At 63.0% G+C, this 14,562-nt stretch carries 20 protein-coding genes; 10 read left to right on the forward strand and 10 right to left on the reverse strand.

Features of this window, described 5'->3' with window-relative positions:
* Window positions 1-7: 7 nt before the first annotated feature.
* Entirely contained in the window at window positions 8-1,195 is a 1,188-nt protein-coding gene (locus tag D3242_RS18880; protein ID WP_064984862.1) for an MFS transporter, read from the reverse strand.
* Between the two features lie 124 nt (window positions 1,196-1,319).
* Here D3242_RS18880 and D3242_RS18885 point away from each other — a divergent pair, with 124 nt between their 5' ends.
* The 6 genes from D3242_RS18885 to D3242_RS18910 all read left to right on the forward strand — a co-directional run bounded on the left by D3242_RS18885 (window position 1,320) and on the right by D3242_RS18910 (window position 7,603).
* Entirely contained in the window at window positions 1,320-1,946 is a 627-nt protein-coding gene (locus D3242_RS18885; RefSeq protein ID WP_019857433.1) for a TetR/AcrR family transcriptional regulator, read from the forward strand.
* 176 nt (window positions 1,947-2,122) lie between these two features.
* Window positions 2,123-2,419, forward strand: a complete 297-nt coding sequence (groES, locus tag D3242_RS18890) for a co-chaperone GroES (RefSeq protein WP_010915433.1) — start codon at window positions 2,123-2,125, stop codon at window positions 2,417-2,419.
* Between the two features lie 62 nt (window positions 2,420-2,481).
* Window positions 2,482-4,137, forward strand: coding sequence for a chaperonin GroEL (gene groL, locus D3242_RS18895; protein ID WP_019857432.1), 1,656 nt, complete (start codon window positions 2,482-2,484; stop codon window positions 4,135-4,137).
* Between the two features lie 354 nt (window positions 4,138-4,491).
* Window positions 4,492-6,564 carry a TadE/TadG family type IV pilus assembly protein gene (locus D3242_RS18900; protein WP_223217750.1) on the forward strand — a complete coding sequence of 691 codons (2,073 nt, stop codon included), beginning with the start codon at window positions 4,492-4,494 and terminating at the stop codon, window positions 6,562-6,564.
* Complete coding sequence (locus tag D3242_RS18905; protein ID WP_063827325.1) at window positions 6,561-7,166, forward strand: TadE/TadG family type IV pilus assembly protein; 606 nt, start codon at window positions 6,561-6,563, stop codon at window positions 7,164-7,166. The genes D3242_RS18900 and D3242_RS18905 overlap by 4 nt, the downstream gene beginning before the upstream one ends.
* Entirely contained in the window at window positions 7,163-7,603 is a 441-nt protein-coding gene (locus D3242_RS18910) for a TadE/TadG family type IV pilus assembly protein (protein ID WP_064984863.1), read from the forward strand. Before D3242_RS18905 ends, D3242_RS18910 begins: the two co-directional genes overlap by 4 nt.
* 2 nt (window positions 7,604-7,605) lie before the next feature.
* Here D3242_RS18910 and D3242_RS18915 read toward each other — a convergent pair whose 3' ends face one another.
* Complete coding sequence (locus D3242_RS18915) at window positions 7,606-8,214, reverse strand: TetR/AcrR family transcriptional regulator (protein WP_064984865.1); 609 nt, start codon at window positions 8,212-8,214, stop codon at window positions 7,606-7,608.
* Between the two features lie 98 nt (window positions 8,215-8,312).
* Here D3242_RS18915 and D3242_RS18920 point away from each other — a divergent pair, with 98 nt between their 5' ends.
* The 3 genes from D3242_RS18920 to D3242_RS18930 are packed head-to-tail and all read left to right on the forward strand — an operon-like array spanning window position 8,313 to window position 10,199.
* Window positions 8,313-9,323: a zinc-dependent alcohol dehydrogenase family protein gene (locus D3242_RS18920; RefSeq protein WP_064984866.1), complete on the forward strand. Its 1,011-nt coding sequence runs from the start codon at window positions 8,313-8,315 to the stop codon at window positions 9,321-9,323.
* A 33-nt stretch (window positions 9,324-9,356) separates the two neighbouring features.
* Window positions 9,357-9,800, forward strand: a complete 444-nt coding sequence (locus D3242_RS18925) for an OsmC family protein (protein ID WP_064984868.1) — start codon at window positions 9,357-9,359, stop codon at window positions 9,798-9,800.
* A 15-nt stretch (window positions 9,801-9,815) separates the two neighbouring features.
* Window positions 9,816-10,199 carry a nuclear transport factor 2 family protein gene (locus tag D3242_RS18930; RefSeq protein ID WP_019857425.1) on the forward strand — a complete coding sequence of 128 codons (384 nt, stop codon included), beginning with the start codon at window positions 9,816-9,818 and terminating at the stop codon, window positions 10,197-10,199.
* 14 nt (window positions 10,200-10,213) lie between these two features.
* Here D3242_RS18930 and D3242_RS18935 read toward each other — a convergent pair whose 3' ends face one another.
* The 8 genes from D3242_RS18935 to D3242_RS18965 form a co-directional block, all read right to left on the reverse strand.
* Window positions 10,214-10,825 (reverse strand): LysE family translocator, encoded by a 612-nt coding sequence (locus tag D3242_RS18935; protein WP_019857424.1) that lies wholly within the window; start codon window positions 10,823-10,825, stop codon window positions 10,214-10,216.
* Between the two features lie 105 nt (window positions 10,826-10,930).
* Window positions 10,931-11,311, reverse strand: a complete 381-nt coding sequence (locus D3242_RS18940) for a YkgJ family cysteine cluster protein (protein ID WP_019857423.1) — start codon at window positions 11,309-11,311, stop codon at window positions 10,931-10,933.
* Between the two features lie 4 nt (window positions 11,312-11,315).
* Window positions 11,316-11,480 carry a hypothetical protein gene (locus D3242_RS33555; RefSeq protein ID WP_019857422.1) on the reverse strand — a complete coding sequence of 55 codons (165 nt, stop codon included), beginning with the start codon at window positions 11,478-11,480 and terminating at the stop codon, window positions 11,316-11,318.
* Between the two features lies 1 nt (window position 11,481).
* The gene (locus tag D3242_RS18945) at window positions 11,482-11,889 is read right to left on the reverse strand and encodes a hypothetical protein (protein ID WP_010915422.1); all 408 of its coding nucleotides are present in this window, start codon (window positions 11,887-11,889) and stop codon (window positions 11,482-11,484) included.
* Window positions 11,889-12,116, reverse strand: a complete 228-nt coding sequence (locus D3242_RS18950) for a hypothetical protein (protein ID WP_027046702.1) — start codon at window positions 12,114-12,116, stop codon at window positions 11,889-11,891. Before D3242_RS18950 ends, D3242_RS18945 begins: the two co-directional genes overlap by 1 nt.
* 344 nt (window positions 12,117-12,460) lie before the next feature.
* Window positions 12,461-12,670 carry a cold-shock protein gene (locus D3242_RS18955; RefSeq protein WP_010915421.1) on the reverse strand — a complete coding sequence of 70 codons (210 nt, stop codon included), beginning with the start codon at window positions 12,668-12,670 and terminating at the stop codon, window positions 12,461-12,463.
* 458 nt (window positions 12,671-13,128) lie between these two features.
* Window positions 13,129-13,458 (reverse strand): YciI family protein, encoded by a 330-nt coding sequence (locus D3242_RS18960; RefSeq protein WP_019857420.1) that lies wholly within the window; start codon window positions 13,456-13,458, stop codon window positions 13,129-13,131.
* Window positions 13,459-13,503: 45 nt separating this feature from the next.
* The gene (locus D3242_RS18965) at window positions 13,504-14,172 is read right to left on the reverse strand and encodes a glutathione S-transferase family protein (protein WP_064984870.1); all 669 of its coding nucleotides are present in this window, start codon (window positions 14,170-14,172) and stop codon (window positions 13,504-13,506) included.
* 166 nt (window positions 14,173-14,338) lie between these two features.
* On the opposite strand from D3242_RS18965, the gene D3242_RS18970 reads away from it, so the two are divergent.
* On the forward strand, window positions 14,339-14,527 hold the full coding sequence (locus D3242_RS18970; RefSeq protein ID WP_167470437.1) for a CsbD family protein: 189 nt from the start codon (window positions 14,339-14,341) through the stop codon (window positions 14,525-14,527).
* Window positions 14,528-14,562: the final 35 nt, after the last annotated feature.

The following is a 14,562-nucleotide window of genomic DNA, read 5'->3' on the forward strand; positions in this document are numbered from 1 at the left end:
CCTCCGCTCAGGCAACGGCGCGGCGACGCCGCGACACGAGGATGAACAGGCCGAGCAAGGCGACACTGGCAACGGCGCTGGCGGCGGCGAATTCCGGAACCGGGCGAAAATCCTTGCCGTCGATGAGCAAGGATGCCGCGATCGGCCCGATCGCCAGGCCAAAAAGCTGTGCCGCCGGCACCAAGAGCACGGCGGTGCGCGTCTCGTCGGCGGTGATCGCCAGCCGGATCTGGTAGGGCACGATGAACAGGAGGATGAAGCCCATGGCCAAGGCGGCCATCCAGAATGTGATAAGGTCGGGTCCGCTGGCGAGAACCAGCGAGCAGACCAGCGCGACCACACCGATCGCAGCAACGGCAAGGCGGTAGTCGATGCGCGCTTCGAACGCGGTCGCCATCATCGCCCCCGAGACCTGCGCCGCGAGGCTCGCCGAGACGATCAGGCCGACGGTGCGGCCATCGATGCCGAATTGGGTGCCAAGCGGTTCCAGAAACGCCCAGACCGCGCCGAAGAACATGAAATAGCAGAAGACGCACAACAGCGCGGTGATCGAGGGAGCCGTCAGCACATTGGTCAGGTTCTCGTCCTTGGGCAGGTCGGCGTAGTCAGCGGGGACGACGAAGGCGACGATGAGCGACAGGACGCAGACGACCGCGAGAATGAGGAAGCCGCCAGCCGATCCGGCGGCCGGGATGACATAGAGCGCCAGCAGCAGGGCAAGCGCGCATTGCGCCAGCGTCTGCATGGTGACGAAAAAGCCGCCGATGCGTTCGGCGCGCCGCGAACGGGCGATCAATTCGGTGGCGACCGCGACCAGCCCGCCTTCCGCAAGCCCGGCCAAGGCGCGTGCCGCCATCAACGCATTGGCGCCGGCGGCATAGGCCGTCCAGACATGCGCCAGCGCCAGCAGGAGCAGCAGCACCGCGCTTTTCCAGTGCATGTTGCGGGCCGACAGCAGCATCGCGACGATCGCCGAACCGATCGCGATGGCGATCATCTCGGCGGTGGCGACCAGCGCCAGTTCGTCGCCGCTGACATGTCCCTCGGTGTAAAGGGCGCCGAGCAGCACTGGCTGCAGGCCTAGGATGAGCAGACCGACCGAGCCGATCCACAGGGCCGAAGCAAGCTGCCCGCCGGTCGGATTGCCGACCAGCCAGTCGCCAGTGCCAGTGTGCCCGGCATTTGTCGAAGTCAAAGGCGCCTCCCAACGTCCTTGCCGCGCGGCAAAAAAGCTGACAATCTGTCAGTATTTCAGAAACTGATACTTGATCATATTTTTTGTCAACCAGAATTTGGCAATTCGTGCGAAAGACCGGTGCATGGTGGAAGTAAGGCGAACAGCGACCGAACCGAGGCGCAAGCCCAAGCAGGAGCGCAGCCGCGAGCGCATCGACGCCATCCTGTCGACGACGATGCGGCTAATCGGCGAGAAGGGCATCGACGCCGTCACCATGAAGGAAGTCGGCGCGTTGGCAGGCGGGCCGATCGCCACCGTCTATCACTACTTTCCCAACAAGTCGGCGATCCTGGCGATGCTCTATGAGCGATTTTCAGAGGTGAGCCGTGCGCGATTGACTGATATCCTCGCCGATGTCCGCAAAGCCAAGGACGTCATCGCCGCCGCCGACCGGTTGCTCGACGACTACCTCGGCCGCGTCGCCGGAGATCCGGCCATCCAGGACCTGCAGAACGCCATCCAGGCCGACAAGGCGCTCAAGAATCTAGACATCGCCGAAACCCGGCATCAGGCCAAGATGTTCTGCGACCATGTCACCGCCTTGATCGAGCCGGGCAAGCATGAACAGTTCGAACGCATGGTTCTCTTGATCTTCCAGCTCGCCGGCGGTGTGGTGCGCCTGGCGCTCGCTCAGGGCGAAGCGGAAAGCCGCCAAACCGTCGAGGATTACCGGTCGATCATCCACACGCAGTTGCGGTTGTTTCTCTAAGCCCCAATCCATGGAAAAAATTACCGCCTTTCGAGGCTGCCGCGCGCCTTGACTCTCGCAGGTCGGCGGCCTATTTCAGCCCCACGTTAGCACTCGCCCTTGGTGAGTGCTAACTATATGTCCGGCTTCGCCGGACGGAGGAACTGTTCTCACCGTTCTCACTCGAGGAAGAAAAAATGGCAAAGTCGAAGTTCCGCCCGCTTCATGACCGCGTGGTCGTTCGCCGGGTCGAATCCGAATCCAAGACCGCCGGCGGGATCATCATCCCGGATACGGCGAAGGAAAAGCCGCAGGAAGGCGAAATCATCGCCGTCGGCTCTGGCGCGCGCGACGAAAGCGGCAAGCTGGTCCCCCTGGACGTCAAGGCTGGCGACCGCATCCTGTTCGGCAAGTGGTCGGGCACCGAAGTCAAGCTCAATGGCGAAGACCTTCTGATCATGAAGGAATCCGACATTATGGGCATCATCGGCTGATCATCGGCCTCACCGTCAACTGAATTCCGGGCTTTATCCCAAGCCCCTGCCAGGAGCTAAAAATGGCTGCTAAAGACGTAAAATTCTCCCGTGATGCCCGTGAGCGCATGCTGCGCGGCGTCAACATCCTCGCCGACGCGGTGAAGGTCACGCTCGGCCCCAAGGGCCGCAACGTCGTCATCGACAAGTCGTTCGGCGCCCCGCGCATCACCAAGGACGGCGTCACCGTCGCCAAGGAAATCGAGCTTGAGGACAAGTTCGAGAACATGGGCGCGCAGATGGTCCGCGAAGTTGCTTCGAAGACCAACGACATCGCCGGCGACGGCACCACGACCGCGACCGTTCTGGCGCAGTCGATCGTCCAGGAAGGCCACAAGGCGGTTGCCGCCGGCATGAACCCGATGGACCTGAAGCGCGGCATCGACCTCGCCGTCAGCGAAGTCGTCACGGCGCTCGGCAAGGCTGCCAAGAAGATCAAGACCTCCGAGGAAGTTGCCCAGGTCGGCACGATCTCCGCCAATGGCGACGAGTCGGTCGGCAAGATGATCGCAGAAGCGATGCAGAAGGTAGGCAACGAAGGCGTCATCACGGTTGAGGAAGCCAAGACCGCCGAGACCGAACTCGAAGTCGTCGAAGGCATGCAGTTCGACCGCGGCTACCTCTCGCCCTACTTCGTCACCAACGCCGACAAGATGGTTGCCGATCTCGAGGACGCCTACATCCTGCTCCACGAGAAGAAGCTCTCCAACCTGCAGGCGATGCTGCCGGTTCTCGAAGCCGTCGTGCAGACCTCCAAGCCGCTGCTCATCATCTCGGAAGACGTCGAAGGCGAGGCCCTGGCCACGCTGGTCGTCAACAAGCTGCGTGGCGGCCTGAAGATCGCCGCCGTCAAGGCTCCGGGCTTCGGTGATCGCCGCAAGGCCATGCTGGAAGACATCGCCATCCTCACCGGTGGCCAGGTCATCTCGGAAGACCTCGGCATCAAGCTCGAGAATGTCGGCCTCAACATGCTCGGCCGCGCCAAGAAGGTGTCGATCTCCAAGGAGAACACCACCATCGTCGACGGCGCCGGCAAGAAGGCCGAGATCCAGGGCCGCGTTGCTCAGATCAAGCAGCAGATCGAAGAGACCACTTCGGACTACGACAAGGAGAAGCTGCAGGAACGTCTCGCGAAGCTCGCGGGCGGCGTTGCGGTGATCCGCGTCGGCGGTGCGACGGAAGTCGAAGTCAAGGAAAAGAAGGACCGCGTTGACGATGCGCTGAACGCGACCCGCGCGGCCGTGGAAGAAGGCATTGTTGCCGGCGGTGGCGTGGCCCTGCTGCGCGCTTCGGCCAACATCAAGGCTGCCGGCGCCAATGCCGACCAGGCTGCTGGCATCAACATCGTGCGTCGCGCTCTGCAGGCTCCGGCTCGCCAGATCGCCTCGAACGCCGGTGCGGAAGCATCGATCGTTGCCGGCAAAATCCTTGAGAACAAGGGCGCGACCTTCGGCTACAACGCCCAGACCGGCGAATATGGCGACATGATCGCCATGGGTATCGTCGATCCGGTCAAGGTCGTGCGCACGGCTCTCCAGGACGCGGCCTCGGTCGCCGGCCTGCTCGTCACCACCGAAGCCATGATCGCGGAGGCTCCGAAGAAGGAGTCGGCTGGCGGCGGCATGCCTGGCGGCATGGGCGGCGGCGGCATGGGCGGCATGGGCGGCATGGATTTCTAAGAAGCCCATAAAGCACGCCCATGAACTAACATTGCTCAAGCCCGCAAGCGGGCTTGAGTGGCGGCATGGATTTCTAATCCAGGCCACCTGGCTCATTATGCATACGGAAAGGGCGGCAGCGATGCCGCCCTTTTTTCATTGCTTCCTGCAACGATAGCGACCATCGAGGTCCGCACCGCTAGACGGCGCAACCCTCTCATTCTCGAGCAGTTCTCCAGAAAAATCAAAGGCTTAACTACGCTTTGACGGCGCTAGGTAAATTTGTCAGACAATATTCTTTAACACATTCGCGATTACTAAAGGGCGGGAGCACGGCGAGGTTGCTCCTGCGTGTGGCGTGTCGGGTACCCATCGATGCAAATTTTCCGGCGATTTTTGCGGAACCGCGACGGCAACGTGCTGATCATCTCGGCACTGGTGATGCCGGTCCTGATCGGCATGGCCGCCCTGGTGACCGAATATGGCGCAGCACTCGTCGAGCGGGCCGATAATCAGCGAGTCGCCGACCTGTCGGCCTATGCGGGCGCCCTCGCCTATAACGTGAACAAGTCCACCTCGCAGATGACGGCCACCGCCGTCGGCGTCGCGGTGCTCAACGGCGTTCCTGCCGCCAATGTACAGGTCAACCTGGTCGCCTCCCCGAAGACGACCGGTGTCAACGCCGTTTCGGTGTCGATCAACACCTACAGGACGCTGTTCCTGGCACGCGTTCTCAACGATCGCCAGCAGTTGCAGATCTATGCCAATTCGGTGGCCGAGCTTGGCGCGCAGCCGCAAACGCCCGGATGCATGCTCGCGCTCGACGGCACACAGACCGGTCTGACGCTGAGCGGCGGCACTTCGATCTCGGCGCAGAAGTGTACCGTCTCTTCCAACAACACGGTGACCGTCCCCTGCGGCACCAGCATTTCGGCGCTCGGCGTCAACTACAATTCCGCCGCCGCACCGAGCCAGCCGTGCAGCGGCATCACCGGCCCAGGCGGGGCGACCGCGGTGATCACCAAGAAATCCACCCCCGACCCGCTCGCCGGCAATGCCGCGGTCACGGCCGCCGTGGCCCGTATTGCAACGGTTGCCGCGCTTTCGACGACGGCCGCGCCAACAGCGCCCACCACTCCCAACGGCAACAACATCGACTTCGGCTGGAACACAGGCCCGACCCAAGGCCAGGCGAACGCGCTCGGCTGCACCGCCAGTTGGGCATCGTCGTCGTCGACATGGACGCTGAACTGCGGCAGCAAGACCACGGTCAACCTAGGCACCATCACCATCGGCGGCGGCATCAACCTCAACTTCGCCACAAGCGGCGCGGCAACGACGGTTTACAATATCGCCGGCGATCTCACGACCAGCGCCACCACCAATTTCGGGCCAGGCACCTACAACTTCGCCAAGACCCTCACCACGGCCGGAACCACCACGTTCGGGACCGGCACCTACAATTTCGGCAAGCAGGTGACAACAGGCGGAACAACCACCTTCGGCGCCGGCAGTTTCAACTTCGCGAAGGGGCTGACAACCGGCGGCGGTGCCACCACGACATTCGGCGCCGGCACCTTCAAGATCGGCCGCAGCGACAACACCTGCAATGGCTCGGGGCAAGTCAGCATCTGCAACACCTCCACCTTGACCTTCGGCGGACCGAGCACCTTCGAGCTCCCCGGCGGCTATACCAACACCGGAACGCTCACCTTCGGCTCGGGCACGACCAATTCCTACAAGATCGGGCCAGGCAGCAATGGCGACGCGATCACGCTCGGCGGCGGTTCGACAACGATCATGGCCGATGCGACTGGCGCCAGCAGCGTTTTCCAGGTCGTCGGCAATGTGAATGGCGGCGGCGGCGGCAGTTGCTTTGTGGTGCCGGCCGCGGCGCAGCATGACATCGCCGGCAACTTCATCGGCTCGGGCGCCATCCTGCTCGGCGCCGGTGTCTACACCGTGGATGGCTATTTCGCACTGGGCGGCAATGGCGGCGGCAGCGCCAACTGCAACGGCAGCACGATCAGCGTCAGCGGCGCCAATGTGACGCTTGTCCTGTCGGGCAAGGCCAAATCCAGTTCGGGAAGTTGCAACGGCTATGTCTTCTGCGTGGCCGCCGGCTACAGCAACATCGTGCTCACCGCACCCCAGTCGGGAGCGACGGCGAAGCTGGCGGTGATCGGCCCCACCGGCAGTTCCAACACCGGCGGCGCGACCTTCGCCGAAGGCGGCTCCAACGCCCAGATATCGGGCGCATTCTATTTTCCCTACGGCCCGATCATCATGAATGGCGGATCGAGCGTGCTGGGGTCGAACACCGACCCGAGCAAGTGTCTGCAGATGATCGGCTCACGCATCACGCTGTCGGGCGGCACTACGGCTGCATCGGAATGCATTGCCGCCTCGAGTGCCGGTGGCAGCAGCAAGGTGAGCCTCGTGCAATGAGACAGCAGTCACGCCCCGACCCCGGCTTGTTGGCCAGCTGGCGCTTCGCGTTCACTGACTTCCTGCGGCGCCAGAAAGCCGGCGTGTCGGCGGTCGAGTTCGCTTTGGTCAGCCCCGTGCTGCTGGTCATCCTGGCCGGAACCGTCGACATAGGCGGCTCATTGAAGGCCAAATTCGAACTGAGCTCGGCGCTTTCGGCTGGTTCGAACTATGCGCTGCTCAATGGCGACAAGGTCAATTCCACCGGCGGCGGCGCGCTGGCCGGCAACATTGCGACGGTGGTCACCAGCGGCCTGAGCGGCAATGGCGGCAGCATTCAGGTCGTCATCAACAACGGTGCGGCACTTGCCTATAACGCCACCACGTCCACGGCCACCCAGAGCGGCACGGCCGCCAATGCCGATCTCTGCTATTGCCCAGGCAGCTCAGGGGCCGTGGCCTGGAGCACCCCGATGGCATGCGGCAGCATCTGCAGTGGCGGCGGCATTGCCGGGAAATTCGTAACGATCACGGCCAGCAAGCCCTATACGCCGCTTTTCGGCGGCTTCGGCATCGTCAGCAACGGCAACATCACCGTCAAGGCCGTGGTGCAACCGCAATGAGCCGTCGCCGATCCTTCCTGCGCGACAAATCCGGTGCCAACGCCGTTGAGTTCGCCTTGCTGTCTGTACCGTTGCTGATGGTGCTGATGGGCACGTTCGAGTTCGGCCGCATGTACTGGGCCCAGCATGTGCTGAATGAGATCGCCGCGGCAGGGGCGCGTTGCGTCGGCGTGCTGCAGAGCGGATGCACGCAGAACGGCGTCTACAACGCCGCCAGCGCCATCAGCTATATCAGCAGCAGGGCGGCAACCGACGGCATCGTGCTCAGCAACGCCAACATCGCCGTCAGCAACAACACCACCTGCTCGGGCCTGTCCGGCTTTTCGAGCGTCCAGGTTTCCTACAACTTCACGACCGTGCTACCGGCCTTCCTGACGTCGCTGGCGAACGGCCCGAACCTCAGCGCCAGCGCCTGCTTCCCGAACCAGGGGGCTTGACTTCAGACACCGGCCTCCGCGCGCTGCCGTGCCTCGCCGGCAAGCACCGCGGCTTCGATCAGCGCCGCGACCTCGTCCGCCACCGCCTGTAGCGGGGCGCGGTCTCGGGTGGCGCGGGCGATCACCATCAGCCCTTCCAGCGACGATTCAACCAGCAGCGCCAGAGCGTGGGCGCGGCGTTGGGGCACTCCGGCCCTGACGAAGGCCTCACGCAACAGGCCTATCCACTGCTCGAAGGCCGCGCGGCACAAATCCGCCAGCTCCGGCACGTCGGTCGGTGAGTCCAGCACGACAGGCGCGATCGGACAGCCGAGCGAAAACTGGTTGTCTTCCAGCATGCGCCCCACCGCCTGGTAGATATGATGGACCGCCACCGCCGGATCCCTTTCGGCCGCCAGCGCTTCGCCCAGCCTCGCCGTCACCCCGGCAACACTGTCACGCGTCACGTCGATCACCAGTTGGTCCTTGCCGCCCGGAAAATGGAAGTAGAGCGAACCGCGCGGCGCGCCGCTGGCGCTCAATATGTCGTTAAGCGAGGTGCCGTGATAGCCGCGCTGCCGCAGCAGCAGCGCGGTCGTGTCGAGTATGCGGGTGCGGGTGTCGTTCGCCATGTCAACCTCTGTCAGCAGCGATCATTATAGGCCTTGCATCGAATATGACAATCGGTCTACATAATATGTAGATCAGTCTACATATTGGAGGCAACACCATGCGCAGCTATCGTCTTGACGGGTTGGGCGGAACCGAATGCCTGGTGATGCGCGACGAGCCAGAGCCTCGGCCGAAACCGCATGAAATCGTGGTCCGCGTCCGTGCCGCCTCGCTGAACCGCCGCGACACGATGATCCTCAACGGCACCTATCCGCTTACGCCGCGCCAGGGCATCGTCCCCCTGAGCGACGGGGCTGGTGACGTTGTCGCCATCGGCGATACCGTCACCCGCTTCGCCGTCGGTGACCGTGTCACCGGCAGCTATTTCGCCCGCTGGATCGACGGCCGTATCAACGCCGAGCTCATCGACCAGCTCGGCTGCACGCTGGACGGCATGTTGGCGGAATACGCGGTTCTCGACGAACAATGGGCGGCGCGCCTGCCCGATCATCTCGAATGGCATGAGGCGGCGACGCTGAGCTGCGCCGGCGTGACCGCCTGGAACGCGGTGACGAGTGCCGGAATTCCCAAGCCCGGCCAATGGGTTCTGGTCATCGGTTCGGGCGGCGTCTCGCTCTTCGCACTGCAGTTCGCCAAGCTGCTCGGCTGCCGCGTCGCCGCCGTCACCTCGCGCGCAGAGAAAGCCGACAGGTTACGGGCGCTGGGCGCCGACCTTGTGATCTCGACGTCGGATATGGCCGAATGGGGCGCGGCCGTCCGTGACCAGACCGGCGGCATCGATCTCGTCGTCGAGACCGGTGGCCCGGCGACCTTCGCGCAGTCGCTGATCGCCAGCACGCTTTACGGACACATCGTGCTGCTCACGCTGCAGGATGCGAAAGGCGGATCGATCCAAATCCCGGCGGCACTCTACCAGCGCAGCCTCGCCACCATCAGCCGCCTCTTCGTCGGCAACCGGAGCAATCTCGAAGCCATGCTGCGCGCTGTTTCGCAGCACCGCCTGCGGCCCGTCATCGACAAGGTCTTTGCCTTCACCGAGGCCCGCGATGCCTATCGCTATTTCCAGCAGGGCGACGTCTTCGGGAAGGTGGTCGTCGACGGCGCCTGACCCGTCAATGTCTCAAACCTAAGGAGAACGGCAATGACAATTCGCGAAGCCTCGGCGAAGTGGCAAGGGACGCTGAAAGAGGGTTCAGGCAGGGTGAGGCTCGGCAGCGGCGTCTTCGAAGGCGCCTATTCCTTCCCGTCGCGTTTCGAGAACGGTCCAGGCACCAACCCGGAAGAGCTGATCGCCGCGGCGCATGCCGGCTGCTTCTCGATGGCCCTAAGCGCCATACTGGGCACAGCCCAGCATATACCGACGAGCATCAGCACCGTCGCCAAGGTGCATCTCGGCGCAACCGCCGCGGGACCGACGATCACCCACATCGAGCTTGAGACGCAAGCCGAGATTCCGGGTCTTGCTCCGGATGAATTCCAGAACCTCGCGGAGAGAGCGAAAACGACATGCCTTGTTTCGCGCGCCCTGGCTGGCGTGGCCTCCATCACGCTCAAGGCCGAGCTCATCGCGACCACGGCACAGTAACATCAGGAGGACGAGATGAAGGACAGCATTATCACCCCCCATCCAGACGACCGCTCCGGACAGACGGCCGAGATCATACGGCGCTTCAACGATGTGTTTCAGCTGCACGACCCGTCCGCACTTCCCGAACTGATTGCCGAAGAGTGCGTCATCGAAAACACCGCGCCGGCGCCGGATGGCGCCCGTCATGCGGGACGGCAAGCCTGCGTCCAGCTGTGGTCGGCGATCGCCACCCAGCCGGACACGCGCTTCGACCTCGAGGAGACCTTTGTCGCCGGCGACCGGGCGACCATCCGCTGGCGCTACTGGATGGCCGACGGCAACTCCGTCCGCGGCGTCAATCTGATGCGTGTAGAGGACGGACGCATCGTCGAGGCGATGGGCTATGTGAAGGGATAGTTGGCCGGTCGCAGCTACCGATCAGCCAATGCCAGCTTGGCGCCGAGCATGACAAACGCACCGGCGAAGGTTCGCCGCATCCAGGTCAGCACCATTGGCCGCGAGGCGACATGGCTCCGGATCGAAGCGGCGAAGATGCCGTAGCCGACGAAAACCACGAAGGTCAAAAGCATGAAGACGGAGCTGAGCTCCAGCATCTTCGACAGCGCATTGGGCTCGGTGGTGCTGACGAATTGCGGCAGGAAGGCGAAGAAGAAGATCGACAGTTTCGGGTTGAGCACGTTGACGAGGATGCCGGTGGCAATCACCTTGCCGGCCGAGCGCGGCGCGACATTGTCCTCGACGCTGAGGCCGCCCTTCTCCTTCAGCGTGTTCCAGGCCATATAGAGCAAATAGGCGACGCCGAGATATTTCAGCGTCTCGAAGGCGACCGCGCTGGTGTGCAGCAGCGCCGCAAGGCCGGTGATGGCGGCGGCCATGTGCGGGATGATGCCAAGCGTGCAGCCGAAGGCGGCAATGATCGAAGCCCGCGCACCGCGCGAAAGTCCGGCGCTCAGCGTGTAGAGAACGCCGGTCCCGGGCGAGGCCACGACGATCAGCGACGTCAACAGAAACTCGATGCTCACGATGGTTTCTCCATGGCCTGCCCGACATGGAAGCTATCGGGTGGCGCAAGGTGAGGCAAGCGGCGGTGATTGGCGTTTCCTTGCGCCGCAAAGCGGGGGATGGAACTACCCCACCGCCAGCCCGTGCGCGGCCCTTGCCATCAGGCACTCCTCGTCGCCAGGCATGCAGGCACGGCACACATCCGGCCGCGTTTCATAGATGCCGCAAGCGGTCGACTTGCCGACTTCGCCGGTCAGGGCCGAACAGCGCACGCCCTCACAGCGCATGCCGGACAGGTCGAGGGCTACATATTTTTCAGGGATGCGGTCGAGCTGCGCATCGTCCTCGGTGGAGAAGCGCGGCCACTCGGCCGAATAGGAACAGCACGCGCCGCAGCTCTGGCAGTCGAAGAGCGGTGCGGCGTCGCGTTGTGAGGAAAGGCTTGCGGCAGCGACGAGGGCGAGCAGGCCCGGCGCGGCAGGATTGCGATCGGCGTCCCGCGGCAAGGCGCTATTTCTTCTTGCCTGTCTTGCGCGCCGGCGATTCGACCGGTGACTTGAACAGATCGGTCGCGGGGTCGGCGGCTTCGCTGGCTTTCGCGGCCGCCGGCTTGGCCGGCTTTGCTGCGGGAGCCGGTGCTACCGGCTGGTCCTTGGCGGAGAATTTGATGGCCATGTCAGTCCTCGTCGGCGAAACGCGATGATGGGGCGCGCGGATTGCGCAAGCGGCCGATCAGCGCCGAAACCGCCGTGATGTTCATTTCCTCGGGCGACCAGTTCCTGGCTTCCGCAATGTGATGCGGCGCCAGTTCGCGATGCGTGCTGCCGCTATAGGCGGCATCCTGATAGGTGACCCGCTCCAGGGTCTTCTTGTCCTCGCGAACGTATTCGATCAGGTAGTTCGGGGCCTCGGCGCGGCCGCGCACGCCGACGCGCACCTGGGCATCGCCATGGGCACGCTTGCAGCGTTCGAGCTTCTCCAGCACACGGCGAACATATTCGACCGGCTTGTCCAGGGTTTCGACCATGTCGGCGATGGTCGCATCGGCTGCGATCGGCGTTGGCGGTACGCGCTTGGTGGCCATCAGCGTTTTCCGGCTCGTTTCGGCTGCGCCGCGAGTGCAGCGGCTGCCGCCATCTCTTCCGCTTCCTTTTCCAGGCGCAGTTCGCGCAAGCGGGCGGTCTTGGCTTCCCGCGCCTCGCTGACGGCATCGCGCTCGGATAGGATGCGATTGAGCGACATCGACTGGGTTTGCGTCTTGCTGAACAGCGACACCGCCGGATCGGCGGCGGTCTTCGAATGGGCGGTCAAAATCTTTCTCCTGTCAGGAGCCTGGTGCCGATAGGGCGAGACCGGGTCTTCGGTCTGGACCACGCACAAAGCAACACGGCATCGGGTTCAAAATTGCTAAGGCGTCCCTTAGCACGTTCGGCCCGATGCGCAGCGCATTTTCGGTGGCAGCAAGCGTAAAATGAAAAAGGCCAGGCACCGCCTGACCTTCCCTGGAGCGCCGCGCACCCTTTTTGGATGCACAAGGCAAACCCCTCATGCGCATGATGTGTCTTGGAAACTCAGGTTTCCAAGACCACGCGCCAGAATTCGCCCTTCACCAGTGCCAGTACATCCGTGGTCACCGGGAGGGCTGAATTCGTTCTTCAGGCCGCCTTCAACTGGTCGGCGGACATCTTGCCCGACTTGTTGTCGCGGACCATCTCGTAACCGAGCTTCTGGCCCTCGACGATGTCGCGCATGCCGGCGCGCTCTACGGCCGAGATGTGGACGAAAACGTCGGCCGAGCCGTCGTCAGGCTGAATAAAACCAAAACCTTTGGTGGCGTTGAACCATTTAACTGTGCCGGTGCTCATAAACGAACCCTTTCCATGGCAAATATTCGGTAATCGCGGTGCGACTGCACAGCGATTTTTGTCTCGATTTTTGATGGGGAAGTTCGTCAAAGGCGCGCATGCGTGCGCGGATAACAAAAGTCAGTCAAACAAATATCGACATAGTTCTTCTAGACTGCTTTTGCCGCCGAGTCAATTTCTGGTTTTCCAAAAGCCCAGATTCAATTTCAGGTTGTCACGCGAATAGAGCCTCAACTGATGAAAGGCAGAAAGACCAGCCTCCCGCAAAAAACCACACAACCCTGGAACCAATCCCACGCCAGCGCATTTCTTTGGGTCAGCAATTTCAGAGAGCAGTCTCAGGGATGCTGACAAAAGGACGCCTCCCGCACAATAACCGGTGCGAGGGGCGTTCTTATTTGTGCCTGAGCTGCTCGAGGCGCTATGGCCGGAGCCGGGCCGTTAGCTCGCGGTGTTGCCTACATAATCGTGCTGATCATCGGCAGAATCTCGTAGCGGAAGCCGCGGCCTGACCTTGCCACTGGATCGCCATCGGTCACCGCCTTTGCCTCGGCCTCGCTGCCGGCACGCAGGATCAGCAGGCCCCAAGGGCCGGCCGGATCGGCGACCGGGCCAGCCAAGATCATGGTGCCCTCGCACAGCTTGGCGCGCAAATAGTCGGCATGCCGGCTCATCAGCTCCCTCTCCTCGTCCGTCATGGTGAAGGCGAAGTCTGGCCGCGGTGGGATCAGCCGGCAATGGAAGATCCTTGTCGTCGCGGCTTCACGTGGTGCTTCGTTGCTGGCCATCGATCCTCCTCCAGAGCGAAATCTTATTGCCGACCTTTGTTCGGTCTATTCGTCCGGCCCCGGCTCCGGCCATGGCTCCTCCGCCGCCTGTGCATACCAGTGCCGCATCGCCGGCATTGCCAGCACGGCGTCGACATAGGCCTTGGTGTCGGGCGCGAGTTCGCCGCCATACGTGTCGAAGCGGGTGACGACCGGCGCGTACATGGCATCGGCCGCGGTGAAGTGGCCAAACAGGAATGGACCGCCCTTGCCGTATTTCTCGCGGCACTCACGCCACAGCGCCTCGATGCGTGCCCGCTGCACCTCCCCTTCGGCGTCGAGCGGCTTGTGCCCCTTCGGCCGCCGCAAATTCATCGGCCAGCCATAGCGCACCTCGCGAAAACCGGAATGCATCTCGGTTGCCGCCGCGCGCGCCAGGGCACGGGCGCCGATATCGGTCGGCCAGAGCTTTTTCTCGGGAAACAGGTCAGCGAGATATTCAAGGATGGCAAGGGTTTCCCAGACGATCCTGCCTCCTCCCTGCAACGGCTTGTGATTCAGGACGGGCACCTGACCGGTCGGCGACACTTTCGCCAGATTGGCAAAGGTCTCGGGCGTACGCAGCCGCACAAAACCTTCCTCGAACGGGATCTCCAGATGCCTCATCGCCACCCATGGCCGCAGCGACCACGAGGAGAAGCATTTGTTGCCTATGTAGAGCGTGAAATCCGCCATTTTTCTCCCCATGCGCGCGGTGCGTCCGCGCAACCTATCCTGCCAGCCTTGCCACCGGAAGCGGGTCCGCCCAGCCATCTTGTTCCACGACCACACCTGGAACTTAACCGACACCGGTCCGTTTGTTCCCGGCGGACGAATTGCCCCGAATTCAAACTCCCGGGAGATGCGGAACATGGTGAACAAGGATCAGGTCGCTGGTCTGGCCAAGCAGGTCAAGGGTTCGGTCAAACAGGCTGCCGGCAAGGCGACCGGCAACAGGCGGACCCAAGCCGAGGGAATGGCCGACAAGGTCGCCGGCAAAGTGCAGAAGGCCTATGGCGACATGAAGGACAAGGTCAAGAAGGCGTTCTGATCCCACATCGAGACATGTCGTGGCCTTCGGAAAGG

Origin of the sequence: Mesorhizobium jarvisii (assembly GCF_003601985.1) — a bacterium.
GTDB classification, from domain to species: Bacteria; Pseudomonadota; Alphaproteobacteria; order Rhizobiales; family Rhizobiaceae; genus Mesorhizobium; species Mesorhizobium jarvisii.